The 23082-nt window shown below is 70.8% G+C and carries 29 protein-coding genes and 2 pseudogenes; 16 read left to right on the top strand and 15 right to left on the bottom strand.

Features of this window, described 5'->3' with window-relative positions; translation table 11 throughout:
* Positions 1-63: 63 nt before the first annotated feature.
* Genes GVL03_RS09420 through GVL03_RS09410 form a run of 3 tightly spaced genes read right to left on the bottom strand, consistent with a single transcriptional unit; the run spans position 64 to position 3927 of the window.
* On the bottom strand, positions 64-1560 hold the full coding sequence (locus GVL03_RS09420; protein ID WP_159500736.1) for a gamma-glutamyltransferase: 1497 nt from the start codon (positions 1558-1560) through the stop codon (positions 64-66).
* A 1-nt stretch (position 1561) separates the two neighbouring features.
* Complete coding sequence (solA, locus tag GVL03_RS09415) at positions 1562-2674, bottom strand: N-methyl-L-tryptophan oxidase (protein ID WP_159500735.1); 1113 nt, start codon at positions 2672-2674, stop codon at positions 1562-1564.
* Positions 2671-3927: an aminotransferase class V-fold PLP-dependent enzyme gene (locus tag GVL03_RS09410; RefSeq protein WP_159500734.1), complete on the bottom strand. Its 1257-nt coding sequence runs from the start codon at positions 3925-3927 to the stop codon at positions 2671-2673. The genes solA and GVL03_RS09410 overlap by 4 nt, the downstream gene beginning before the upstream one ends.
* A gap of 72 nt (positions 3928-3999) precedes the next feature.
* On the opposite strand from GVL03_RS09410, the gene GVL03_RS09405 reads away from it, so the two are divergent.
* From GVL03_RS09405 to GVL03_RS09390, 5 genes and pseudogenes are all read left to right on the top strand, one after another.
* Entirely contained in the window at positions 4000-4794 is a 795-nt protein-coding gene (locus tag GVL03_RS09405; RefSeq protein WP_235038100.1) for a class II glutamine amidotransferase, read from the top strand.
* A 134-nt stretch (positions 4795-4928) separates the two neighbouring features.
* A pseudogene (locus tag GVL03_RS09400) lies at positions 4929-5660 on the top strand (DUF2252 family protein); the annotation flags it as partial.
* A gap of 67 nt (positions 5661-5727) precedes the next feature.
* The gene (locus GVL03_RS22305; RefSeq protein ID WP_373683835.1) at positions 5728-5958 is read left to right on the top strand and encodes a DUF2252 family protein; all 231 of its coding nucleotides are present in this window, start codon (positions 5728-5730) and stop codon (positions 5956-5958) included.
* 539 nt (positions 5959-6497) lie between these two features.
* Positions 6498-7016: a DUF6328 family protein gene (locus GVL03_RS09395; protein ID WP_159500732.1), complete on the top strand. Its 519-nt coding sequence runs from the start codon at positions 6498-6500 to the stop codon at positions 7014-7016.
* Positions 7017-7066: 50 nt separating this feature from the next.
* Positions 7067-7372 (top strand): ATP-dependent DNA ligase, encoded by a 306-nt coding sequence (locus GVL03_RS09390; RefSeq protein WP_159500731.1) that lies wholly within the window; start codon positions 7067-7069, stop codon positions 7370-7372.
* 223 nt (positions 7373-7595) lie between these two features.
* Here GVL03_RS09390 and GVL03_RS09385 read toward each other — a convergent pair whose 3' ends face one another.
* From GVL03_RS09385 to GVL03_RS09365, 5 genes are all read right to left on the bottom strand, one after another.
* The gene (locus tag GVL03_RS09385; RefSeq protein WP_159500730.1) at positions 7596-8042 is read right to left on the bottom strand and encodes a MarR family transcriptional regulator; all 447 of its coding nucleotides are present in this window, start codon (positions 8040-8042) and stop codon (positions 7596-7598) included.
* A 464-nt stretch (positions 8043-8506) separates the two neighbouring features.
* Positions 8507-9667, bottom strand: a complete 1161-nt coding sequence (locus GVL03_RS09380; RefSeq protein ID WP_159500729.1) for a glycerate kinase — start codon at positions 9665-9667, stop codon at positions 8507-8509.
* A 9-nt stretch (positions 9668-9676) separates the two neighbouring features.
* On the bottom strand, positions 9677-10474 hold the full coding sequence (locus GVL03_RS09375) for an SDR family oxidoreductase (RefSeq protein ID WP_159500728.1): 798 nt from the start codon (positions 10472-10474) through the stop codon (positions 9677-9679).
* Positions 10475-10494: 20 nt separating this feature from the next.
* Positions 10495-11499 carry an alpha/beta hydrolase gene (locus GVL03_RS09370; protein WP_159500727.1) on the bottom strand — a complete coding sequence of 335 codons (1005 nt, stop codon included), beginning with the start codon at positions 11497-11499 and terminating at the stop codon, positions 10495-10497.
* Between the two features lie 63 nt (positions 11500-11562).
* Positions 11563-12105 carry a TetR/AcrR family transcriptional regulator gene (locus GVL03_RS09365; RefSeq protein ID WP_159500726.1) on the bottom strand — a complete coding sequence of 181 codons (543 nt, stop codon included), beginning with the start codon at positions 12103-12105 and terminating at the stop codon, positions 11563-11565.
* 95 nt (positions 12106-12200) lie between these two features.
* Between GVL03_RS09365 and GVL03_RS09360 the strand changes: the two genes are divergently transcribed.
* The 5 genes from GVL03_RS09360 (at position 12201) to GVL03_RS09340 (ending at position 16566) form a co-directional block, all read left to right on the top strand.
* Entirely contained in the window at positions 12201-13094 is an 894-nt protein-coding gene (locus tag GVL03_RS09360) for an alpha/beta hydrolase fold domain-containing protein (RefSeq protein ID WP_200847124.1), read from the top strand.
* Positions 13095-13266: 172 nt separating this feature from the next.
* The gene (locus tag GVL03_RS09355; protein ID WP_159500725.1) at positions 13267-14286 is read left to right on the top strand and encodes an ABC transporter substrate-binding protein; all 1020 of its coding nucleotides are present in this window, start codon (positions 13267-13269) and stop codon (positions 14284-14286) included.
* Between the two features lie 2 nt (positions 14287-14288).
* On the top strand, positions 14289-15047 hold the full coding sequence (locus GVL03_RS09350; RefSeq protein WP_159500724.1) for an ABC transporter ATP-binding protein: 759 nt from the start codon (positions 14289-14291) through the stop codon (positions 15045-15047).
* Positions 15044-15844, top strand: a complete 801-nt coding sequence (locus GVL03_RS09345) for an ABC transporter permease (RefSeq protein WP_159500723.1) — start codon at positions 15044-15046, stop codon at positions 15842-15844. The genes GVL03_RS09350 and GVL03_RS09345 overlap by 4 nt, the downstream gene beginning before the upstream one ends.
* Positions 15841-16566 (top strand): GntR family transcriptional regulator, encoded by a 726-nt coding sequence (locus tag GVL03_RS09340; RefSeq protein WP_159500722.1) that lies wholly within the window; start codon positions 15841-15843, stop codon positions 16564-16566. The genes GVL03_RS09345 and GVL03_RS09340 overlap by 4 nt, the downstream gene beginning before the upstream one ends.
* Before the next feature lie 116 nt (positions 16567-16682).
* Here the strand turns inward: GVL03_RS09340 and GVL03_RS09335 are convergent, their stop codons facing one another.
* From GVL03_RS09335 to GVL03_RS22715, 3 genes are read right to left on the bottom strand one after another with little or no spacing between them, the layout of a single operon-like run.
* A complete protein-coding gene (locus GVL03_RS09335; RefSeq protein WP_159500721.1) occupies positions 16683-16874 on the bottom strand; it encodes a hypothetical protein in 192 nt (63 codons plus the stop codon).
* 12 nt (positions 16875-16886) lie between these two features.
* Positions 16887-17255 carry a hypothetical protein gene (locus GVL03_RS09330; protein WP_159500720.1) on the bottom strand — a complete coding sequence of 123 codons (369 nt, stop codon included), beginning with the start codon at positions 17253-17255 and terminating at the stop codon, positions 16887-16889.
* Positions 17256-17304: 49 nt separating this feature from the next.
* The gene (locus tag GVL03_RS22715) at positions 17305-17619 is read right to left on the bottom strand and encodes a hypothetical protein (RefSeq protein ID WP_373683836.1); all 315 of its coding nucleotides are present in this window, start codon (positions 17617-17619) and stop codon (positions 17305-17307) included.
* A gap of 412 nt (positions 17620-18031) precedes the next feature.
* Between GVL03_RS22715 and GVL03_RS09320 the strand changes: the two genes are divergently transcribed.
* From GVL03_RS09320 to GVL03_RS09305, 4 genes are read left to right on the top strand one after another with little or no spacing between them, the layout of a single operon-like run.
* Positions 18032-18313, top strand: coding sequence for a type II toxin-antitoxin system prevent-host-death family antitoxin (locus GVL03_RS09320; protein WP_159500718.1), 282 nt, complete (start codon positions 18032-18034; stop codon positions 18311-18313).
* Positions 18310-18759, top strand: a complete 450-nt coding sequence (locus tag GVL03_RS09315; RefSeq protein WP_159500717.1) for a PIN domain-containing protein — start codon at positions 18310-18312, stop codon at positions 18757-18759. The genes GVL03_RS09320 and GVL03_RS09315 overlap by 4 nt, the downstream gene beginning before the upstream one ends.
* A gap of 40 nt (positions 18760-18799) precedes the next feature.
* Positions 18800-19261, top strand: coding sequence for an addiction module protein (locus GVL03_RS09310; protein ID WP_159500716.1), 462 nt, complete (start codon positions 18800-18802; stop codon positions 19259-19261).
* A gap of 54 nt (positions 19262-19315) precedes the next feature.
* Positions 19316-19744: a hypothetical protein gene (locus tag GVL03_RS09305; RefSeq protein ID WP_159500715.1), complete on the top strand. Its 429-nt coding sequence runs from the start codon at positions 19316-19318 to the stop codon at positions 19742-19744.
* Positions 19745-19791: 47 nt separating this feature from the next.
* Here GVL03_RS09305 and GVL03_RS22620 read toward each other — a convergent pair whose 3' ends face one another.
* Positions 19792-19920, bottom strand: coding sequence for a hypothetical protein (locus GVL03_RS22620; RefSeq protein ID WP_306770325.1), 129 nt, complete (start codon positions 19918-19920; stop codon positions 19792-19794).
* On the opposite strand from GVL03_RS22620, the pseudogene GVL03_RS09300 reads away from it, so the two are divergent.
* Positions 19915-20346 (top strand): annotated as a pseudogene (locus GVL03_RS09300) (DDE-type integrase/transposase/recombinase); the annotation flags it as partial. The gene GVL03_RS22620 and the pseudogene GVL03_RS09300 sit on opposite strands and share 6 nt — an antisense overlap.
* Positions 20238-21344 carry a recombinase family protein gene (locus GVL03_RS09295; protein WP_306770326.1) on the top strand — a complete coding sequence of 369 codons (1107 nt, stop codon included), beginning with the start codon at positions 20238-20240 and terminating at the stop codon, positions 21342-21344. The pseudogene GVL03_RS09300 and the gene GVL03_RS09295, both read left to right, overlap by 109 nt.
* 59 nt (positions 21345-21403) lie before the next feature.
* Here the strand turns inward: GVL03_RS09295 and GVL03_RS09290 are convergent, their stop codons facing one another.
* The 3 genes from GVL03_RS09290 to GVL03_RS09280 form a co-directional block, all read right to left on the bottom strand.
* The gene (locus GVL03_RS09290) at positions 21404-21583 is read right to left on the bottom strand and encodes a hypothetical protein (protein ID WP_159500713.1); all 180 of its coding nucleotides are present in this window, start codon (positions 21581-21583) and stop codon (positions 21404-21406) included.
* A gap of 493 nt (positions 21584-22076) precedes the next feature.
* Complete coding sequence (locus tag GVL03_RS09285) at positions 22077-22373, bottom strand: transcriptional regulator (RefSeq protein ID WP_159500712.1); 297 nt, start codon at positions 22371-22373, stop codon at positions 22077-22079.
* Positions 22366-23019: a hypothetical protein gene (locus tag GVL03_RS09280; protein WP_159500711.1), complete on the bottom strand. Its 654-nt coding sequence runs from the start codon at positions 23017-23019 to the stop codon at positions 22366-22368. Before GVL03_RS09280 ends, GVL03_RS09285 begins: the two co-directional genes overlap by 8 nt.
* Positions 23020-23082: the final 63 nt, after the last annotated feature.

The raw sequence follows: 23082 nt of genomic DNA, 5'->3' as shown, positions 1-23082 counted from the left end.
TCGGCGACCCGGGGCCGCTGACGTTCAAGGATGATGGGGAGATCCCGCCCCGGGATTCTCGCATCAGACGACGATGCCGACGCCGTCGGCTCGGGGATCGCTCGCGGCGTCGAGGCCGGTGCCGCCGCGACGGACGAGCTGCACGTGCCCCGCGACATCGGCGTGCGCGGGAAGGTCTGCGGTCGCGATTCCCGCGGCATGCGCGGCGGCGATCACCCCCGACGGCAGCCCGGGCTCGGCCGCCAGGGTCAGGCGATCGAACCCGAGGTCGACGTCGCCGACGACCCACCGGGGTGCGGCGAGCACACGATCGAGCGGGGCGAGCGTCGAGGCCGGGTCGGCGAACAGCTGCGCGAGGATCCACGGCTGCGCGCGACCGCCCTGGCACCCGGCGACGATCGTCGCCGCCGCGCCGTCGATGATCAGCGGGCAGAGCGTGTGGGGCGGGCGGGCGCCGGCGCGGATGCGGGCGGGCGAGCCGGGGTCGACCGTGAACGCGCCGCCGCGGTTGTGGAACAGCACGCCCGTCTCGGGGTCGAGCAGGCCCGACCCGAACGTGAAGTACACGCTCTGCACGATCGTGACGGCCCAACCCTCGTCGTCGGTCGCCACGACCGCCGCCGTGTCTCCGCTCGCCCTCGACTCGAGCCGCGTCGTGACGCGGTCCGGGGCGGCGAGGTCGAGGAGGGCCGACACGTCGACGGCGGTGCCGCGCGGATCGCCAAGGTGGGCGCCGCGCGCGGCGACGCCCCGGACGCTCGCTTCGACCAGGCGCGCCGCATCCGCGTCACCGGACTCGTCGAGAGCCGCGGCGACGACGCCGGGGATGAGCGCCCCGGCCGAGGGGGGCGGCGCGACCGACCAGGTGCGGCCGCCGGCCGCGACCGACAGCGCCGGCACGACCTCGACGGCGAACGAGGCGAAGTCCTCCGGCGCGTGCACGCCGCCGGCACGCTGCAGCGCCGCCACGAGATGCGACGCGGTGAGACCCCGGTAGAAGTCGTCGGGGTCGTCGGCGAGTCGATCCATGGTCGCGGCGAGCGCGGGCTGTACGAACGAGTCGCCCTCGCCGAGGCGTGCGCCGGCGGGGGCGAACACGGAGCCCAGCCCCGGGTCGTCGGCCACGGCGTCCGCCCGGGACTCGATCGCCCGGGCGAGGCCCGCGCTCACCGGCGAGCCGCGGCGTGCGGTGTCGGCGGCGCCGCGGAACGCGCCCGCGAGACCACGGACGGAGCCCCGGGCGGCGATCGCCTGCCAGCCGGCGACCATCCCCGGCACGGTGACCGAGTGGGCGCCCTGTCGGGGCACCGCCGACCATCCGCCCGCGACGGAGTCGATCGCCGCCGGTGCCGTGCCCGCCGCGATCACGGCCGTGGTGGCGCCGTCGGGGTCGCGGACGAGGGCGATGAGGTCGCCTCCGAGCGCGCACTGATGGGGGTAGACCACCGTGAGCATGACGGCCGCCGCGAGCGCCGCGTCGAGGGCGTTGCCCCCGTCCGCGACGGCGCGCTGGCCGGCGGCGACGGCCTCGCGGTGCGGAGCGGCGAGAGCGACGGCCATGTCAGAGGCCCCTTCTCGCCGTGGAGACGAAGTCCAGGTCGGTGCGGGGATCGCCCTCGTACAGGTCGGCCACCGCGTCGCCGACGGCCGCGCCGAACTTGAACCCGTGGCCCGAGCAGGCCGAGACCGCGATGACCTCGGGGGTGCCCGAGAGCGCGCCGATCACGAAGCGCTTGTCGTCGGTCATCGTGTAGAGGCACGCGGCGGCCTCGGTCGCGGACGTGTCGATGCCCGGCACGTACCGGGACATCAGCGCCCGCATGCCGTCGATCTCGTCGGGCGCGGCCGGGGCGACGGGGACCTCGGGGTCCCAGACGGCCCCCGCGTCGATGCCGAGCTTGAAACCGTTGCCGGCCGCATCGGGGATGCCGAAGACGAGTCCCTCGGCCCGGTCGACCGAGAACGAGCCGAGCTGCGGCGGCGTCGCCACCGCCTGACCGGGGGCGACGGTGAGGGTGAGGATGCGCCACACCTCTACGAGCGGGGCGAGGGCGGGAAGGATGCTGCCCGCCCAGGGTCCGGCGGCCACGACCAGTCGCTCGGCCCGGATCTCGCCGCGGTCGGTGCGCACGACGACCCCGTGCGCGGTCGTGTCCCATCCCTCGACGCGCTCGCCGAACCGCAGGTCCGCACGATTTCCCGCCGCGCTGGACCGGAGGGCCGCGAGCGCCGCCTCGGCCTCGAGCACGCCCGCGCTCGGGTCGTAGACGGCGCTGTAGCCGTCGGGGATGCGAAGTCCCGGCATCCGTTCGGCGACCTCCTCGGGCGAGACGAGCGCGATGCAGTCGGGCCCCTGCAGCTGCGACGCGCCCTCGTGCGCGTACACGCCTCCGGTGCGGTGCACGAGCGTCGTCCCGCTCTCGCGCTCCAGCTCCTCCCATGCGGCGTAGGCCTGCGCGACGAACGGGTTCCACACCGGGTTCGGGTAGGCGCGCCGGATCATGCGGGTGCGTCCGTGCGACGAGCCGCGCGCGTGACCGGCGGCGAACCGCTCGATCCCGACGACCCGGTGTCCGCGACGGGCGAGACTCGCCGCGGCGGCGCTCCCGTGCACGCCGAGGCCGAGCACGACCACGTCGGTCGAGGTCGTCTCGCCGGTCCCGACCGTGCTCATGCCGCTCCTGCCCGCCGCGCGCGCGCGATGTCCGTCACGCATTCGACGAGCGCCGCCATGTCATTCTCGTCGTTGTAGACGTGGATCGATGCCCGCACGACCGCCTGGATGCCGCGATCGCCGAGGTCCCATTGGCCGTGGGTCGCCGGCACCGACACCAGTCGCACGCGGCGGGCGGCGAGCTCGGAGACGACCTCGCCCGCCTCGACCCCGTCGACGACGAACGTGACGATCGCGGATGCGGTGTCGACCGGCTCGGTGACGGTCACGCCGTCGACCTCGTCGAGCGCCGCGCGCAGCGACCGGCCCGCGGCGCTGAGCCACTCCTCTGTCGCGGGCATGCCGCGACCGAGCGCCTGGTCGATGGCGACGCCGAGCCCGAGGCGCCCGGCGATCGCGGCCTCCCAGGTCTCGAAGCGACGCGCCGATCCGTCGACCTGCCAGTCCCCCTCGGCCGTCCACTGCGACGCCCGCACGTCGGGCGCGGTCGGCAGGAGGCGATCGAGCACGTCCGAGGCGATGTACGCGAAGCCGGTGCCGCGGGGGGCGCGCAGGAACTTGCGCCCCGTGGTCACGAGCACGTCGCACCCGATCTCGGCGACGTCGGTGTCGAGGTGGCCGACCGACTGCGTGGCGTCGAGCACGTAGAACCCGCCGTGCGCCCTCACCAGTGCGCCGATCTCGGCGACGGGCTCGACGAGCCCCGACGAGGTCGGCAGATGGGCGACGGTGACGATCGCGGGCGGCCCGTCGGCGAGCGTCCTCTCGAGCGCCTCGAGATCGACCCGCCGGTCCGCCCCGACCGACGCGATCTCGAGTCGCACGTTCTCCTCCCGCGCCAGCGTCATCAGGTGCAGCGCATGGCTGACATAGGTGCTGCGCGAGGCGATGACCCTCGCCCCCTCCCGAGGGCGGAGCGCGTCAAGGATCACACGGAGCCCTGTGGAGGCGCTGTCGAGCAGGGCGATCTCGCGGCTCTCGGCGCCGATGAGACGCGCCGCCGCGTCGTAGACGGCCTCGATGCGCGGCCTCACCTCCGCCGCGGCCTCGTATCCGCCCATCGACTCCTCGCGCCGCAGGTGCTCGACGACCGTCGCCACGACGTCGATCGAGGGCAGGGCGGAGCCCGCTGCGTTGAAGTGCCGGGTGTTACGGGAGCCGGTGGTCTGCGCCCGCTCCCCGGCGACGTCTATCCGCCGCGACGGGGCTTCGGACGCCGGCGACGAGGAGTCCGCCGTGGGGATCGAGTTCATGGGCCTTCCCGGAGCTAGGTAGGATCCAAACGTAACATATATGGATCCAATACTGAGGTCGCCGTGTCTCGCATGCTCGCCTACGTCTCGCCGCACGCGCTCCCCGCGAGCACCGCGCTCGGCGAACCTCTCCTGCGGTCGTTCCTCTCGCTCGCGCGGCTGCACCGCGACGGCTGGGGATACGCGTGGGCGACCGGGCCCAGCGCCCCTCCCGTGCTCGACACGGGGCTCCGCGACGCGCCCGCGTCTCTGTCTCGGGCGGCCGGCGCCCCCGCCACGACCGCGCTCGCGTACCTGCGCTTCGCGAGCAGCGGCACCGGGGTGTCGCCCGAGAACCTGCAGCCCTTCGCGGGCGACGGGATGGCGTTCGCGCACAACGGCGCACTCGTGCCGCGCGAGCGGGCCGAGCAGCGGCTGCGCGCACCCGAGCGGCGGGCGCTGCGGGGCACGACCGACAGCGAGGTGTACTTCGCCCTGCTGCGCCGCGGGCTGCGCGGCCCCCGCACCGCGTCGATCGAGACGTCTGTGGCCGCGGGCGTCGCCCGGATGCGCGAGCTCTATCCCGAGGCCTGCCTGAACGCGATGCTCGTCGCGCGGGGGGAGCTCGTCGTGGTGCACGCGCCGGGCACCGTCGGCCCCCCGCTCGCGGCGCTCGCCGCGCGGGGCGGGGCCCAGCTGCCGCCGGGACACGATGCCGGATACAACGCGCTGTGGACGACACTGCGGCCGACCGGGGCACGGGTGGTCGCGACGACCGGCGTCGACCTGTCACCCCGTGCGGACGGGTCGACGTGGCGGCCGCTCGAGCGCGACGCCGTGCACGTGTTCGCGCCGGACGGCGACAGGCGCATGGCGCAGGTGCGCTGAGCCTCGGCCGGCCGCGGCCGGTGGGTGCGGTCGCCGCCGCGACGGCGACACCGGATCCCGACGGTGCACAATGAGCGCATGCGCATGACCGACTCTTCGCACGGCCCCCTGGGCGTCGCCAACTTCGGTTCTACGCGTCGCCCCAGCGCGCGGTCGTGTTCGACCCGAACGACTTCGACGAGGCGGCGTGGGCCCCGTGGGAGTGGGATCTGAAGCGCCTGATCGCGAGCATCGTGGTCGCGGGCCTGGCCACATCCCGCGACGAGAGCGCGACGACGGATGCGGCCCGCTCCGCCGTGCGCGCGTACGCGAGCGCCATGTCGGCGAGCATCGCCCTGTCGCCGACCGCACGCTATTTCTCGCACCTGGACGCCGAGACCGGCATCGGCCGGATGGATGCGGCCTCCCGCAAGGTGTTGCAGACCGCGATCCGCGACGCCCGCAAGCGCACCGGCGAGCGCGCGGCGCGGAAGCTCACCACGGCGGGCCCCGGCGGACGCCTGGTGTTCGTCGAGAACCCGCCCACGATGATGCACGGCGAGCCGGAGATCGAACGGCGGGTGCACGAGTTCATCGGGCGGTACGCCGCATCCGCGCAGGCCGACGTCCACCAGCTGATCGGCGCGTACACGGTGGCCGACGTCGCGCGCCGCGTCGTGGGCGTCGGCGGCGTCGGCACCCGCTGCGCGCTCGTGCTGCTGCAGGACGGAGACGGCAACGCGCTCGTCATGCAGTCCAAGGAGGCGGGCGCGAGCGTGCTCGAGCAGTACGGCGGGATCGAGCAGCCGCGGGGGCTCGGCGACCACGTCGCCGCGCACGGCCAGGGCGGACGGGTCGTGGCGCTGCAGCGGATGCTGCAGCGCCACGTCGGATCCCTTGCTCGGCTGCCTCCGCTCCGAGGGCACCGATCTGCACGTGCGGCAGTTCCACGACATGAAGGGCGGGATCGATGCGGAGACGCTCGAGGACGGCCCGTTCTCGACCTACGCGCAGGCATGCGCGGTCACTCTCGCACGCGCACACGGCCAGTCGGCGCGGGCCGCGGAGATCACCGGCTACGTCGGCAGCGGACGCGTGCTCGGTGACGCCCTGATCGCCTGGGCGTACGCCTACGCCGACCTCTCGCGCCGCGACTACGAGGCGTTCCTCACCACGTCCGCCTGACCGGCCGGCGGATGCCGCATCCTCAGGCCGCCGCCGAGGCGAGGCCCCTACGCCACCGGGGCGAGCGAGCCGCAGGCCGGAGCGGCGGGCCGGGACGAACGCATCGGCGCAGGCCTCGAGCGCACCCTTGGCGGCGTCGAGGCTGACGAAGGTGCCACGGCGGCGTCCGGCGCCGTCCATCGTCTCGAAGCCCGCACCGGTGACGGTGACGGTGCCGACGAAGGCGGCGTCCGTGTTGGCCACGTGCAGCCCCGATTCGACCTGGATCCAGACGGCGCGGGACGGCGCGGGCACGGCTTCGATGATCGGGAGGGTGAGGGGCTCCGTGGGCGGCATCGCGTCGATGTCGGGCCGGGTCGAGCGAGCGGCGTGCACCATCCGAGCTCCAATCGTCGGGGTCTGGAGACGATCATCGCCAACGCGACCCGACGATCGGGGGGACTGGCACCCGGTGGCGGGATCTGCTAGATCTATTTCGCCCCGGGGCGCGTCGACCGCCCCCGAGTGCCCCTCACCCGCGACCTCGACAGGAGCACCCGATGGACCGGTCGCCCACGCCCGCCGACGACGCTCTTCCCGGCGACGGCCGGCGCGAGAGCGTCAACGAGCGGGCGGACCGCAACTGGGACGAGCTCATGCAGGAGCTGCGCGTCATGCAGACCGGCGCGCAGATCCTCACCGGGTTCCTCCTCGCGGTCGCGTTCCAGCCCCGCTTCGCCGATCTCGATGCGTGGCAGGTCGGCCTCTACGTCACCCTCGTGGCGCTCGCCGCGTTCTCGTCGCTTCTCGCTCTTGCGCCCGTCGCCCTGCACCGCACCTACTTCGCCCGTCGCCGCAAACCCCGCCTCGTGGCCGTCGCCGCGCGCATCGTCACCGCCGATCTGATCGTCATCGGGCTGTTGAGCGTCGGCGTGACGACGCTCGTCTTCGATGTCGCCGTGAGCCGTCCGGCGGGTGTCGCCGCGGCCATCGCGGGGGTCGTCGTGGTCGCGGCGCTCTGGGTCGTCGTGCCGCGGCTCTTCGCCCGCGCGGGCGCGAACGCCGAGAGGAATAGTTAACCGGGTTAACCAGACTTAGTTAAGGAAAGGATCCGGCGTAGTGTGGGCGCGTGGGACAGTTGCTTTACGATGCGGGGTCGCAGTCTTTCGACATCGAGGACCGCACCCTCGCGCATCTGCGCATCGTCTTCATGAACAAGCTGCGCCGCGGCGAGCCGTTCGCGTTCCACGTCCCCGACCCGAACGGCATGGGCACGCGCAGCCTCTGGATCCATCCGGCGGTGGCCCTCGTCTTCACGTTCTACGGCAGCCGCAATCCCGCTCTGAACCGGGAGTGGATCGACGCGCTGATGTCGGAGGCGAACGGCCCGAACGGCCTCACCGTCGGCCCGGAGCCCCACGGCGACCAGCGCTGATCAGCGGCCCGGCTCGCTGATCAGCCGACGAAGGATGCGAAAGCGCTCCGTGGGCTGGCGAAAGCCCGATCGCTGCCCTTCGTCGCGGAGCCGTGCTCCTCGCCCAGGGACCGAGAGGGAGACATTCGCATCAGCTTCTCCGCGCCCCTGCGGGACGCTCTGTGGGGCGCGAAAGTCCGGTCGCTGAGCGAGCGCAGCGAGACGAAGCGTGAGGACTTTCGGGTCAGCGGCATTCGGAGTCGACCGAGCGCGTGATGCGCTCGATGAACTCGGCGACAGCGTCCGCGACCTCGGGCGGGAGCTCGTCCGACGCGTCCCTGATGTTCGCGGTCAGCGGGTCGATGTCGTCGGCATCCGCCGATCGGTCGAACGGGACGATCAGCTTGCTGCGCCGGTCGTCGGGGTTGGTGTGGAAGGTGATCATCCCACCGGCGTGCAGCTTGTCGAGGATGCCGGTCACCGCCGCCGCCGACACCCCCAGGTGCGCCGCGACGGCACGCGGGGTCACCGTCTCGGTGAGGTCGGCGCGTTCCAGGATGAAGCGCATCGCGGCACGGGCGTTCTCGCTCGGCCCGCAGGCCGTCTGCCTGCGTCGCGACAGGCTCGCCTCCGCGAGCCTCAGCCGCTCCACGGCTCTCGATGCGCGCTGGCGCGCTCCCGGATCGGCCATGTCCGCATCCCTTCGTCATCGCACGGGTCGCAAGACCGGGCACGTCGTGGCCTACACGTTAGCGGTCGCACCCGGACGACGCACGCCCGGCGGGCACCCCTGCTGCATCCGGGCCGCGAGCGCGCGACCCCTCTCGGGCGCGCGAGGGCCTCGGTTACATTCGCGGGATGTACGTGCTGGAAGGCGGGCCGCGTACAGGCCTGCTCGTGGACGAGCTTCCCGAGGGGTACGTCCCCTGTGGCGCCGCGTCACGCGCGTCCTCTGCGCCCGCCGTCGGCGACATCCCGGTCGCCGACGCCGAGTGGCGCGCCGCCTGCCGGCCGGGTGCACCGCCGCGCGGCCTCGCCCGAGTCCCGCCGAGCCAGCTTCTCACCGCCTCTGACGGGGCGGCACGAAGCCCGGTCGCTGCCCTTCGTCTCGTCGCGCCGCTCCTCGCTCAGGGGCCGAGAGCGGAGACTTCCGCGTCAACGGGAGCCGCCGACCTTCCCCGCGAGGCGCGCAGCGGCCGCCGCGATCCAGCGCGCGGGATCGCGCATCGCCGCGGCGGAGGAGCCCGCGAGGCCGGTCAGCGAGACGGATGCGGCGAACCCGTCCGTCGGCGCGCCCGGCGCGATGCGGCCGGCGACCAGCGCGGCCGGGACGCCCGCCGCGGCGGCGAGCCCGGCGACGTGAGAGGGAACCTTGCCTGCCGCCGACTGCCCGTCGAACGAGCCCTCGCCGGTGAGCACGACGGACGCGCCGGCGAGCGCGTCGCCGAGACCGATGAGGTCGGCGACGGCCGACGCACCCGGGACGATCCTCGCTCCCCACGCGAGGAGCGCGAATCCGGTGCCGCCGGCGGCTCCCGCACCGGGCGAACCGGGCGGCACGTCCACGAACCGCGCGAGGCGTGCGAGGCCGGCCTCCAGCGCGATGACGGCCGCCGGGTCGGCACCCTTCTGCGGAGCGAAGACGACCGCGGCCCCCGTCGGCCCGAGCAGCGGGTTCGTCACATCGCCGAGCACCGTCACGCCGCCGGCCGGCGGCGTCGGCAGCGCCGACAGGTCGACGCGCGCGATGTCGGCCAGTCCTCGACCGCCCGCCGGCACGGGCCGATCCGCGGCATCCGTCAGTCGCGCGCCGAGCGCGGTGAGCAGGCCCGCGCCGCCGTCGGTCGAGGCGCTGCCGCCGATGCCGACGACGAGCTGCGAGACGCCGTGGGCGAGCGCGGCGGCGATCGCCTCGCCGAGGCCGAGGGTGTGCGCGTCGAGCGGGCGCAGGCGGGGCGGCGATCCGAGCAGCTCGATGCCCGAGGTGCTCGCGAGCTCCACGACGCCGGTGCCGTTCGACGCCGCGTCGGTCTGCGGGAGGAGGAGCCAGGCGGTCTCGATCGGGGTGTCCTCCGGACCCGTGACCGAGAGCGGGATGCGCCTCGCCCCGGGCACGGCGGTCGCGAACGCGTCGAGGGTCCCCTCGCCCCCGTCGGCCATCGGACGCAGCACGAGCTCATCGTCGGGACGGACGGAACGCCAGCCGTGCGCGAGGGCGGACGCCGCCGCGGCCGCGGTGATCGACCCTTTGAACGAGTCCGGCGCGATGACGACGCGGACCGGCGGCGGCCGGTCCCCGGCGATCGACGAGGACATCGGGGCGGCTCAGTCCAGCAGGGACTTCATCCGGTCCGCGATCAGCGCGGTCGCCCGCTGCGGGATCAGGCGGGTCAACCGGTCGAGCAGGCGCGCGTCGCCGCCGATCCGAACCCGGAAGGTGCCCTTCTCGACGGCATCGACGATCTGCCGGGCCGCATCGGGAGGGGTCGTGAGCTTGCGCTCGCCGCCGGATGCGGCGGGGCTGTTCCGGGTCACGCCGGAGTTGCCGAGGATGTTGGTGCCCACGCCGCCGGGGAAGACCACGGTGACCGCGACCGAGGTCCCCCGAAGCTCCGCGTAGAGGCCCTCGGTGAGCAGCTTGACAGCGGCCTTGCTGGCGCCGTAGGCGCTCTGGCCGGGCACCGGGGCGAGAGCGCCCATGCTGGAGACGTTGACGAGGCTCGCCTCCGGCCGGTTGAGGAGGCGGGGCAGGAAGGCCTTGACGGTGTTGACCGTGCCCCAGAAGTTCACCCCGACGACGCGTTCGATCTCCTCGAAGGAGAGATCCTGCACGCGCGCGAAGCGGTGGACGATGCCCGCGACGTTCACGAGTCCGTCCACCGCACCGTGGGCCGCGACGACCTCGTCCGGGAGCCTTTCGACGGCGGCGCGATCGGTGATGTCGAGCGCGTGCGCGGTGACCGGCGCGCCCTGAGGGGCGAGCGCGACGGTCTCGGCGAGGCCGGCCTCGCTCAGATCGACGGCGGCGACCCTGGCGCCGCGCGTGAGGAGGGCCAGCACGACCTCGCGGCCGATCCCGTTGCCGCCGCCGGTGACGACGAACGTCTTGCTCCTGATCTGCATGCTCTGCTTCCTCTCCCCGGTCACGGGTACGGGTCCTGGTCGGATGGTGCGGTTCCGCGGGTCGCGGGGCGGTCCGGGGCCGATGCGGAGGCGTCGTCGCGCGCGGGCCCGAGATGATCCCCGAGCCACGCGTGGGCTCTCGCGACGAGCGCCCGGGCCGGGCCTGTGTCAGCGGCCCAGTTCTCGAATCCGTGCGGGGCGCCGGGGATCACATCGAGGACGACATCGACGCCCGCGTCGCGGAGCCGTCCGGCGTATGCGCGGACCTCGTAGGCGAACAGCTCGATGTCGCCGACGCAGATCCACGCGGCGGGAAGACCGCCGAGGTCCTCGCGACGGGCGGCGACGGCGTACGGAGGCACGTCCCGTGCGCCGGGATCGGTGCCGAGGTACGAGGCCCACCCGAACCGGTTGGCCCGGTTGTTCCACACCCAGTGGTCGAGGGCGTCGAGGTCGCGCCGGGCCGCGGTGCGGTCGTCGAGCATCGGGCCGAACAGCCACTGGGCGATCGGCCTGGTCCCGCCGGCGTCATACAGCCGCTGGGCGAGGCAGGCGGCGATCCCGCCACCCGCGCTCTCGCCGCCGATCACCACCCGGGCAGGATCGATCCCGAGCGACCGGGCGTTCGCCTGCACCCACGACCAGGCATGCTCGACGTCCTCGAGCGCAGCGGGGAACGGGGCTTCGGGCGCGAGACGATACTCGGCCGACACCACGGTGATGCCGCATGCGGCGGCCGTCTCGGCGCACAGGCGGTCGTCCTGCTTGGCGGATCCGATCACGAGGCCGCCCCCGTGCACCCACACGAGGCCCGCGTCGCTCGCCCTGGCGGCCGGCTCGTAGACGCGGACGCGCACCGCGCCGTCCCGCACGTCGCGCACGGTCACGCCGTCGACACGATACGCGGGCAGCAGACGGCGACCGGCCCAGCGCACGGCGGAACGCACGAGCCGGTTCGCCACCGGGGGGACGGGAAGCCTCCGCGTGGCGCGGTGCAGTTCCGGGTCGACGACTCCGATGTCCATCCATCCACTATCCGTGGTTGCGCAGAGAGTGTCAACAATGTTGACTTTCTCCGTGGACCGGCATCAGGAGGTGAGAAGGCTCTGCAGTATCGCACCGTACCGGAGAACGACCACCTCCCGCTGCCCCTCGGCGACCTCCTCATCGCCGACGACCCACAGCGAGTACATGAGCCCCGCGACCATCGCCGCCGCCAGGCGTGCCCGCAGGTCTGCGTCGACGCCGGGAAGCCGCCGCCGGAGGGGCGCGACGAACTCGTTCTCGTGGGTCGTGCGGAGGACGGACTCGATCTCCCCGACGTCGCTGGCGCGGAGCAGGGCGAGGAAGATGCCGCGGGCGCGGTCGTCGGCGTCGAGGAGGAACCCGACCAGACGCGGACCGAGGTCCTCGACGGGTCCGTCGAGGACCTCCTGGAACGTGAGATCCAGACGCATCGAGTCGACGAACAGCCGTTCCTTCGACCCGAAGTGCCGGATCACCAGCGCGGCGTCCACCCCCACCTCGGCGGCGATCATCCGCAGCGAGGTGCGTGCGTACCCGTGCTCGGCGAACAGTCTCACCGCGGCATGCGCGATCGCGTCCTTCGTCGAACCCGGCAACCGAGGCATCCTGTCAGCGTACCGGCGGAGCCGGCACGACCCGGCCGCCGGGCCCGAGTGCCGAGGGTGGACCGCCCGATGACCGACCTATCGGAAGGAATGACGTGACGTTTCCTGTGTGGCTCGCCGACGGCGTGGCCAAGCTCATCCAGAAGGCCCCCGGATCCCCTCGCCTCGCGCCGGAGATCGCGTTCGCGGAGATCCCGGCGACGACCGAGGAGATCACGATACCCACCCGGCACGGCGACCTCCGCGCCGTGCTGTACCTGCCCCCGGGCGGCTCGGCGGGCCGGGGGGTGTACATCAACCTGCACGGCGGCGGCTTCGTGCTCCGCCATCCCGAACAGGACGACCCGCTGTGCCGCTACGTCGCGGCGCATGCGGAGGTCACCGTCGTCAACGTCGACTACGTGCCCGCCCCGCAGTCGCGGTTCCCCGGCCCGATCGAGCAGGTCTACGACGTCGCCGTATGGGCCGCCGCCCCCGACCGGCCCTGGGACGGTGGCCGGCTCGCCATCGGCGGGCAGTCCGCCGGCGGCGCACTCGCCGCGGGCACCGCCCGACTCGCCCTCGAGCGCGGCGCTCCCGCCATCCGGCTGCAGGTGCTCATGTACCCGCCCCTGGACCTGACGGTGCCCGCGAAGGTCAAGAAGACCGAGGGCAAGGAGTCGTTCCTGGTCAGGATGGGACCGATCTTCGACACCGTGTACTGCCCCGACACCGCCCGACGCGCGGACCGGCTCGCCTCCCCCGCCGGTCCCGCGGACACCGCCGACCTGTCCGGCATCGCCCCGGCACTCGTCGTCACCGCGCAGAAGGACATCCTCCGGGAGGAGACCGTGCGCTACGCCGAGCGGCTCCGTGCGGCCGGCGCGCTGCGGGAGCACATCGACGTGTCCGACGTCGGGCACGGCTTCAACATCCTGGGCGCGCCCCGCGACACCGTGCTCCCCGTCTACGACGCCATCGCCGGGCATCTCCGACAGAGCCTCGCCTGAGGCGGGGACCACCGGCACTCGCCCGGCTCCGGCGCGTCGGAGCCGACGGGCGCGTCGGCACAGCGGCGTGTCCGGGAGGTTCCGCCATGTAAATCACGTGTAAACGTTGCGGCGGAGAGTTGCCGATGGTTTTATAAAGTGTATTTGATGAAGCGAAGGAGGTTCATCACCCATGAACAAGCGCACCATCCCTCTCATCGCAGCCGCCGCGTCGCTCGCTCTCCTCGCCGGATGCGCGGGCGGCGACCCGTCCGACACCGGCACGGATGCCGGCGCGACACCGGCGGGCGACCCCACCGACATCCGGTATCTCACCTCGTTCAACACCTTCGGTCGTGACGCGTACGTCTACGTCGCGGAGGAGGAGGGGTACTTCGCCGAGGCGAACCTGAACGTCGAGGTGACCCCGGGGACGGGATCGGGCGACGTCATCAAGCTCATCGCCAGCGGGCAGGCCGACTTCGGCATCGCGGACATCAACGCCCTCGCCGTCTCGCTCGCGTCGGAGGAGCTCGACGTCGTCGCGGTCGCCGCGATCCACCAGAGCTCGCTCGCCGGTCAGATGACGACCGCGTCGTCGGGGATCACCGACGCGGCGGACCTCGTCGGCAGGTCGTTCGCCGACCAGCCCGGATCGGTCAATGAGACGCTCTTCCGCGCCTGGGCCACCGCATCCGGCATCGATCCGACCGAGGTGCAGTTCGTGTCGTCGACACCGCCCGCTCTGCCACAGCTGCTGGCGTCCGGGCAGGTCGACACCATCGGTCAGCTCGCCGTCGGACAACCGCTCATCCAGGCGGCTCTTCCCGACGACGAGGCGGTGTTCATCCCGTACGCGGCCGAGCTGCCCGATCTCTACGGCAATGCGCTCATCGTCAACAAGGACTTCCTCGCCGAGAACCCGGACGCCTCCGCCGCATTCGTCGACGCTCTTCTGGCGGGTCTGGAGACGTCCGTCGCCGATCCCGCGCTCACGGGAGAGGTCCTCGTGACGTTCCAGCCGACGCAGAACGCGGACGTGGCGGCCCAGGAGGTCGAGATCATGTCCGAGTACGTGGGCACGAGCGGCGACATCGGAAGGCTCGACGCCGACCGGCTCGAGGCCACTCTGGCGACGCTGGTCGATGTCGGCGCGATCCCGGAAGGCAGCGTCGGCGTCGATGACCTCGTGACCTTCGACCTCCAGGAGTAGACGTGATCGAGGTCAGCGACGTCTCGCAGGTGTTCAGCACGGGATCGGGGACGGTGCACGCCCTCTCCCACATCGATCTCGACGTGCACGAGGGCGAGTTCGTCGCTCTCGTGGGTCGATCGGGCTGCGGGAAGTCGACTCTCCTGAGGACCGTCGCCGGCCTCAACCACGCGACCGAGGGCACCGTCACCATCGCCGGAACCCCGGTGACCCGCCCGCGCCGGGATGTCTCGTTCATGTTCCAGAAGTCCGCCCTCCTGCCGTGGCGCAGCGTGCTGGGCAACGTGCTCTTCCCCATCCAGCTGCGCGGGCTGCGACGTCGCGACTACCTCGAACGCGCCCACGACCTGCTCGAGCTGGTCGGACTGGCAGGTTTCGAGAAGCGCCGCCCGAACGAGCTGTCCGGCGGCATGCAGCAGCGCGTCTCCCTGGTGAGATCGCTGATCACGGAGCCCGAGGTGCTGCTGATGGACGAGCCCTTCTCCGCGCTGGACGCGCTCACCCGCACCGAGCTCAGCGAGGAGTTGCAGCGCGTGCACATGGAGACCGGGACCACGGTGGTGTTCGTGACGCACTCGGTGGAGGAGGCCGTGCTGCTGGCCGACCGAGTGGTGGTGCTCTCCCCGCGCCCCGGCCGGATCCACACCGTGCTGCCGATCGACGCGCCTCGACCGCGATCCTTGTCTGCCGAGCAGGCCGACGAGATCGGACGGTACTCCGGTATCCTGCACGACCTGCTCATGAGGAAGGAGCTCGAATGACCGTCGCCGTCACGACGAAGCGCCCCGGCCGGCTCGGTGTCCAGAGCACCGCGCTCAAGATCGGCCTTCCGGTCGCCACCATCCTGCTGCTGCTGCTCATCTGGCAGGTGAGCGTGGACCTGCTCGACGTGCCGAGGCTGATCCTTCCCTCGCCGATCGCGATCACGGAGGTGTACGTCGAGTTCCAGGGCTATCTGTGGGAGGGTGCCTGGGTCACGCTGAGCGAGGCGCTGGCCGGGTTCGCGCTCGCGATCGTCGTGGCCGTGCCCGTCGGCATGCTCGTGGCGTCGTCGAAGTACGTCGAGACCGCGCTGTATCCGCTCCTGGTCGCGGTGAACGCGATCCCGAAGGTCGCCATCGCACCGCTGCTCGTGGTCTGGATGGGGTTCGGCATCCTCCCCAAGATCGTCATGGTCTTCCTGATGTGCTTCTTCCCCATCGTCATCTCCACCGCCACCGGTCTGCGCTCCGCGCCCTCCGAGCTCGTCGAGCTCGGCAAGTCCAACGGTGCGACCGGTCTGCAGACCTTCGTCCTGGTGCGCCTGCCCTGGGCGACGCAGCAGATCTTCGTCGGATTGAAGGTCGCGATCACGCTCGCGGTCATCGGTGCGGTGATCGGAGAGTTCGTGGGAGCCAGCCAAGGTCTCGGATACCTCATCGTGCAGTCGGGTGCGAGCGCGAACACCGCCCTCGCGTTCGCCGCCATCGGCCTGCTCGCACTGCTCAGCATCGTCCTGTTCTACGGCATCGGGCTCGTCGAGAAAGCGCTGCTCCCCTGGGCGGAGGACGCCGAATGAGCGCGGCGGCGCAGTTCGTCCCGACCTCGGCGAGCGCACGGCGCACACTCGCCGAGCAGGCGCTCGCGGTGCTGTACGAGCGGATCATGTCGGGCGACATCCGACCGGGTGAGCAGCTTCGGCTGGTCGAGCTGGCGGAGGAGATGGAGATGAGCCTGTCTCCCGTGCGGGAGAGCCTGCGGCGGTTGGAAAACCTCGGACTCGTGGTCATCGAGGCCCACAAGGGCGCCCGTGTGCGCGACATCTCGCTCGAGGACTTCGAGGACACCCAGCACACGCGCCTCGCCCTCGAGACCATCGCCATCGAGTTGGCGGCGCAGAAGTTCACGCCCGACGACGCGACGCGTGCCCGCGCGGCCCTCGACGACTACCTGGAGAGCGAGCGGCGCGGTGATCCGATCGCCGCGCGACGCGCGCACACGGTGTTCCACTTCTCGCTCTACCGCAGCGCCCGCTCCACGTGGATGCTGCACGCGATCGAGCCGGTGTGGGAGAACAGCGAACGGTATCGCTTCGCCTACCCCGGAGCGGATCACCATCGGGACGCGAGCGATCGCGAGCACGAGGCGATCCTGACCGCCTGCGCCGCACGCGACATGCCCGGCGCGGTCGCCGCGCTGCGGGAGCACATCACGCGCGCCTCCGACAGGATGCGCGCTTCCCTGCTGCCGCGTCTGGCGGGGACGGGCGCCTGGGAGAGGGCGAACGAGGGGAACGGCTGAGCGGGACGCTCGCTCCCTCACACCGTCGCCGGCATGGACGTCGCCCACGGCAGACGGCGGGTGGGAACCACGACGATGGAAGATCAGCGGCGACCGGATTCACGTGTGCCCCGATCTCAGTCGATGGTCGCGCGGATGAACGCGCGGAGGTCGTGGGCGAGGATGTCGGGTTGCTCGAGGGCGGCGAAGTGTCCGCCTCGGTCGTCGATGTCGGTCCAGCGGACGATGGTGCTGCTCGCTTCGGCGAGGTGACGCAGTCCGATGTCGTGAGCGAACTGGATGGCTGCGGTGGGCACGCCGGAGTTCACGGGCTCCTGCCCCTACTCCTCGTCCTGGGCATAGCCGACGTACGCGGCCGACCCCGCAGTGGCGGTGAACCAGTAGAGGGAGGCATTGGCGAAGACGAACTCCTCTCCGAGCAGGTCGGTGGCGGGTATCTCGGCGGGTTGGCTCCAGGCATGGAGCTTGTCGAGCATCCACGCGAGTTGTGCGACAGGACTGTCGGCGGTCATCGCGCCGATCAGCCCGGGGCGGGTGGACTGGACGGCGATGTAGCCGAACTCGTTCTGCATGAACTCCCCGACCCGGCGCAGACGGTCCAGCTCGATCGGGGTGAGCCGGGCACGGGTGTCGTCGTCGACCTCCGCGACGAACTCGCCGAGCGCGCCGTTGACGTGCACGCCGATCACCCGGTCGGGCGCGATGCGGCCGGGCAGTAGACGCGGTCCCGGGCTCGGTCTATAGCCGACAGGGACGACGAATCCGCACCTCAGCCATGATCCCGTTGCGATATCGAGTTCGCGGCTTTGCCGCCGACACGAGCGCCGTAGAGAACCAGCACCAGAATGACGACGGCAGCGACCAGGACGCCAACGATGACAACCGGCACGGGGAACGGCAGGAGCGCCAGGACGCCAGGACGCCAACGATGACAACCGGCACGGGGAACGGCAGGAGCGCCAGGAAACCGCTCGCGGCCGAGACGATCCCGGCCCAGAGAGTCGGCCGCCTCGCACGGACATGCGCGGCCAGCCACGCCTTGTCGCTGACCATCGTGCTCGGGATGCGGATGCCCGCGAGCGGATTGCGCTTCAACCGACCCGAGGCAGCGGCCTGCGCCATCCAGCACAGGAGCACACCGGAGCCGACCATGACGAGGAACTGGGATAAATGACGGAGACGGGGGGATTTGACCCCTCGGTCCCCGAGCAACCTAGCGGATGGCGGAGAACCCTTGTGTTCATTGGGAAGTCGGAGCCCCGGCCCTCCCGCACGCCTCGCACTCGTCGCACTCGTCGCACTCAGGAAAGGTGCGAGAATCGCCAATCTCGGGACACTCGGGACACTTTTAGGACACTCGGGCGAGTTACCTGAGAGCCGTGTGAACTCCTTCGGAGGCTGCTCGACGCGACTGCCGATCTGCGGTATTGTGTACGCAAGGATTACACAATGGAGGGACTCGGCCATGGCTGTGACGGTAGGTGTGCGCGAGTTCCGCCAGGACCTCGCCGACTACATCGACGGCGACGAGCCTGTGACGGTGACGCGGCACGGCCGCCGCGTCGGCGTGTTCATCCCGACCCGCGGCGACCGTGCGGAGGCGATCGCCGCATACCAGGCGGCGACACAGAAGCTCCATGCACTGATGGCCGAGCAGGGCGTTGACGAGGACGAGGTCGTTGCCGAGTTCGACGCGGCGCGCAAGGCGCGCCGGAAGGCGCAGCGAGAAGCCGCCGCCGCATCGTGACCTCGCGGCGGATCGTTCTCGACGCCAACATCCTCATCCGAGCCATGCTCGGCGTGAAGGTCGGCAAGCTGCTGACCGAATACGCGGAGTCGATCGACTTCTGCGCGCCGTCCGTCGCCTTCGAGGATGCCGAGGCGAACCTGCCCGGCATCATGGCCAAACGTGGGATCGGACCCACGGCACTGTCGCTCGGCCTGGACGCGGTTCGCCTTCTCGTGGAGGAGATCCCGAGCGAGGTCACCGAGCCAATACAGGAGAAGGCCTTGCAGCGGATCGGTCGCCGCGACCCCGACGACTGGCCGATCGTCGCTGCCGCGCTTGCGCTGGACTGTCCGATCTGGACCGAGGACAAGGACTTCTTCGGCGCGGGCGTGGCGACCTGGACCAGCGAACTCGTGGAGATTTACCTCCGAGGCGACGAGTCACTCGGAGTCGCTGACGACTGAGACGGTCGTCAATGTCCGACGCCGCGCTTAGGGTCAGGCCATGACCTCGAACCCCGCTGAACTCGTCCGCCTCGTCCGGGCGCTCGACCCGGCCGAGCGAGTGATCGCGGCGGTGCACTTGCTCGACGTCCTGGAGGAGATCGACGGCGTCTGGTCGGACACCGCCGATCCCGGCGACCCTCCTAACGCCGCCGCGCGATCGGTGACGTATGAGGAGTTGGCCGACGCTGGTGCCGCCCTGCCGCTCGCCAAGCGAGCGGACCTGGTGTGGGAGCTGGCGCACACCCTCGATGAGGACTGGATCGCGCAGAACCGCGCACCGATAGACCCAGAGTGGCGGGCGGATATCAGCCGCCGACTGGACGACATCCTGCTCGGCCGCGCATCCGGTGTCGACAAGTCGGAGGCGCTCCGGCTGATCAAGGCGTTGCTGTACCTGCGGACGACCGGCGAGTCAGTGCGTTCCGTCGCGCCCGCCACCGGCGACATCGGCGAGCAATAGTCGCGCCGCCGCGCACACGTCAATGGGCACGCACGACCCTCCTAGTCTGTGAGCATGACCCGCCCGACCGCTGATCGCGTCCACCTGGTGATCCTGGTCATCTGGATCGCGGGCTTCCTCAGCGGCACAGCCAGCCATGTCCTCGACCTGATCGCGGGCGGAGCCGACACCTACGGAGAGTTCCCCACCGCGCTACGTGTGTTCTGGCTCTCGCTGACCGTCCTCGATCCGCTGACGGCGCTGCTCCTCCTACTTCGGAAGCGAGCGGGCATCATCCTGGGCCTCATCGTCATCCTCGCCGACATCGCCGTGAACTGGACCGTCTTCTTCACCATCGGCGGCAATCCCCTGTTCGGCGTCGTGAACCAAACCCTTTTCGCCGTCTTCCTACTCGCCACCGCCCCCGCGCTATGGCGGTGGTTCCGCTCCGCCAAGAGCCGAGCCGTCGGCCACTGCGGGAGTGGCCCGCGTCTGGCGCGGTGACGCCCGAGTCGGGCCCTTCGAGTGTGAGTCGCCCGGCGTAGCGAGGGTCAGTCGTTGATGGGTGCCGCGAGAGCTTCGGCCTCGCCCGCGTTCACCACGGCGCGCAGGGCGCGTTCGAGCACTTGCAGGTCTTCGATCGTCTCGACGGAGGTCGGCTGGCTTCTTGAAACCGCCACGTGTTCGCGAACCGGATCGTGGGGTATTCCATCGACTCGCGGATGAAGGCCCGACTGGCGGTGAACGCCCTCGAGGACGCCGTGAACCGACGTGGGAACCCGACCAGGGTGATCGTGCATTCGGACCGAGGCAATCAGTTCCGCAGCCGACGCTTCCGGCGAGCACTGCGTCGACATCACCTGCAAGGTTCGATGGGTCGCGTGGGCGCGTGTGCGGACAATGCCGCGATGGAGAGCTTCTTCAGCCTGCTCCAGAAGAATGTCCTCAACCAACAGCAATGGGCCACCCGCGAGCAACTGCGACTCGCGATCGTGCACTGGATCGAAGCCCGCTACCACCGACCTCGTCGACAACGCCGCCTTGGGAAGTTGACGCCCATCGAGTTCGAAGCAATCATGAACACCACCGCCGACCTGGCGGCATAAGGAAACGAGTCAACCAAACCTTCAGCATTCCCGTCCTCATCCCCGAACAGGCCGTCGTGGTGCGGGAGATGGCGGACAGATTCCTGGCCGGGCAGTCGCTGCGGTCGATCACGAAGTGGCTGAACGAGGAGTCCGGGATGCCGTCGCCTCGGGCGGGGAGGGGCACGAGGTCGGTGTGGTATCCGACGACGGTGAAATCGATCCTCACCTCGGCGCGCATCTCCGGGCAACGCGCCTACCAGCCAACGTTGAGACCGGGCGAGACCGAGCCGCCGCAGGGGCGGGAGATTCTCGGGCCGGGGAACTGGGAGCCGATCATCACCCCGGAGGAGACCGCACGTATCCGGGCGGTGTTCGCGGGCCCCGACCGGCGGGTCGGGGCATCGTCGATCAACCTGCTCTCCGCGATCGCCACATGCGGCAGATGCGGGGCGGGCCTGGTCGCCGGCCGCCACAAGGACGGCCGGGGCGGGAGTGGCCCGAACAAGCGGTTCTACTACCGGTGCGCGGCGATCCCCGCCTACCCCGAACGCGGCGGCCTCACCGTCGCCGGGATCGCACTGAACGACCTCGTCCGCGACGCCGTCATCGCACGCCTCGCCGCCACCGAACTCCCCGCCACGGGCGAGAGCGCGGGTGGAGTGGTCGGGGACGCGATGGGGCGGATCACCGCCGCGAGGCAACGGATGGAGGACATGGCCCGCGACTACGGCGCCGGGCTCCTCACCCGCGGCGAATACCACGCCGGACGCACCGCCGCGCAGCACACCGTCCGCGACGCGGAACTCCTGCTCGGCAAGGTCAACCGCGGTGCCGCGCTCACCGGGCTCCCCGTGGGCGACGAGGCCGCGTTACGCCACGCGTGGGACGTGGAGTGGTCGGTGCCCCAGAAACGCGCGATCCTCACCGCCCTGATCGACACCCTCACGGTCTACCCGGTGCCCAAGGGCACGAACCACTTCCGGCCCGACCGCGTGCAGCTCATCTTCAAGGCGTGAACCCGCCGCACCACCCGTCACCGCGCAGCCGAGGGCGAGCATCGCAGAGCGATCGACGGTCACGCGGGGTGGCGGATGAGGTGGTCGAGCTTGCGGAGCACCACCGGGTCGGTCACCGCGAACGACACCCCCGACGCCTCGCACGCCTGACGCGTCCACGCCACCACGTCGAACGCCGAGGGCGATACCGTCCTGGCGGCGGCAACCGTCTCTGGTGTTTCTGCACGCACCTGACTCATACAGGACAGGCGTGCGACCAAACCCCAACATATTGTGGCTTCGTCGATGCATAACTACTATATGTTGATGTTTACAACGTCTCGGGTGTGCGCGGTTCCGGTAAGTTGCCGGGACCAGAGCACCTGGTGCGAGCATGCCGAGTCGGCACCCCCGCGCACGTGGCCCACCACGCTCGGGCAGGCGGCGACGGTGCCCCAGAATCTGGTGCACCGTTCCCTTGCCCGCAGCATTTCCCCAGATCACACGGTGGCGCCGAATCGGCACCACCGCCGGTTCACACTCAGAGGAACTTTTCCCTGATCGCACGGTGGGGCCACCGTGCCACCACAGTGCAGAACACAGGGGCGAGGTTCAGCGGCGGAGCAAGTTTCTCCAGGTCACACGGCTCCGCCACCGTGGCGGCACCGTCTGACAGCAACCCCTCAAGAACGCTGCCGCCCAACACGACCAAGCGGCGATAGTCCCAGTTCACTGGGAACCAGAGAAACAGCGTCAGATGGGGTCTTCGAGAAGAGATCGGAGGTTCTTCTTATAGACGCGGAAGGCGGTGCGTCCGTCTTCGGTCAGTCCGATGTAGGTGACGGGACTGCGTCCTTCGAGGACCTTGCGCACGCGGATGTAGCCGCTGTCTTCGAGCTTGCGGAGGTGGGTGGCGAGGTTTCCCGACGTCACGCCCAAGAGCTTCTGGAGGCGGGGGAAGGAGAGGGAGTCACCGGGGCCGAAGGTATCCAAGATCGTGACGATGCGCAGTCTCGCTTGGACATGGATGACTGGATCAAGCTCATCCATCAGTTTCCCGAGTGATCCTGCCCGAGGTCAGCTGTGGGCGCAGCGCCTGGACCACTGCGAGCGCGAGGAAGCCGAGGCCTCCGGCAGCGCCGGCGAGAAGATTGTGCGGAGGAGCTACAGCGATCGACACGAATCCGACGACGAACGTCCAGGAACCAAAGATCAGTTGCGATCGGTCGTTCCACATCGCGGCACCGGCGAGGAAAAGGATGCCGACGATGAGACATGAGGCGGCGACCCAGTAGGACAGCATCGGCTCCAGCGCGAATCCCGAGCTCATGAGGCGCCAGCCGAGCAGGCCCATGAGCATGAACGCGACGCCGAAGGTGTTGCCGTAGATCGCGCCCTGCACCATGGACGGTCCGCGCGACCCGGCGCTGCGGAGAGAGGAATGGACCGCCGACAAGACGATCGCCGCCACGAGCACGGCTCCCCCGATCGCCGCTCCGAGCGCGAACGGGATCAACGGCCGCTCCGCAGGGACGAACGCCGCATAGAACGCCAGGAACCCCACTGTCCACGCGATCCCCCATGTCGCATAGAGCAGGACCGCGTTCGGGGCGAGGGCGCGTTGCGCCTCTCGCTGGTCCTCATCGATCGCCCGCAGGATCGATGAGGGATCGCCGTAGCGCTCATCGTCGCTCATACACCCTCCCATTCCAGAGTTCTCTACCGTTTCTACCACACAGCACTTTCTAACAGATGCTAC

It is taken from the genome of Microbacterium sp. 18062 (assembly GCF_902706225.1).
In the GTDB taxonomy this organism is placed as follows: Bacteria; Actinomycetota; Actinomycetes; order Actinomycetales; family Microbacteriaceae; genus Microbacterium.
This window is presented reverse-complemented; position numbering and strand designations above follow the sequence as displayed.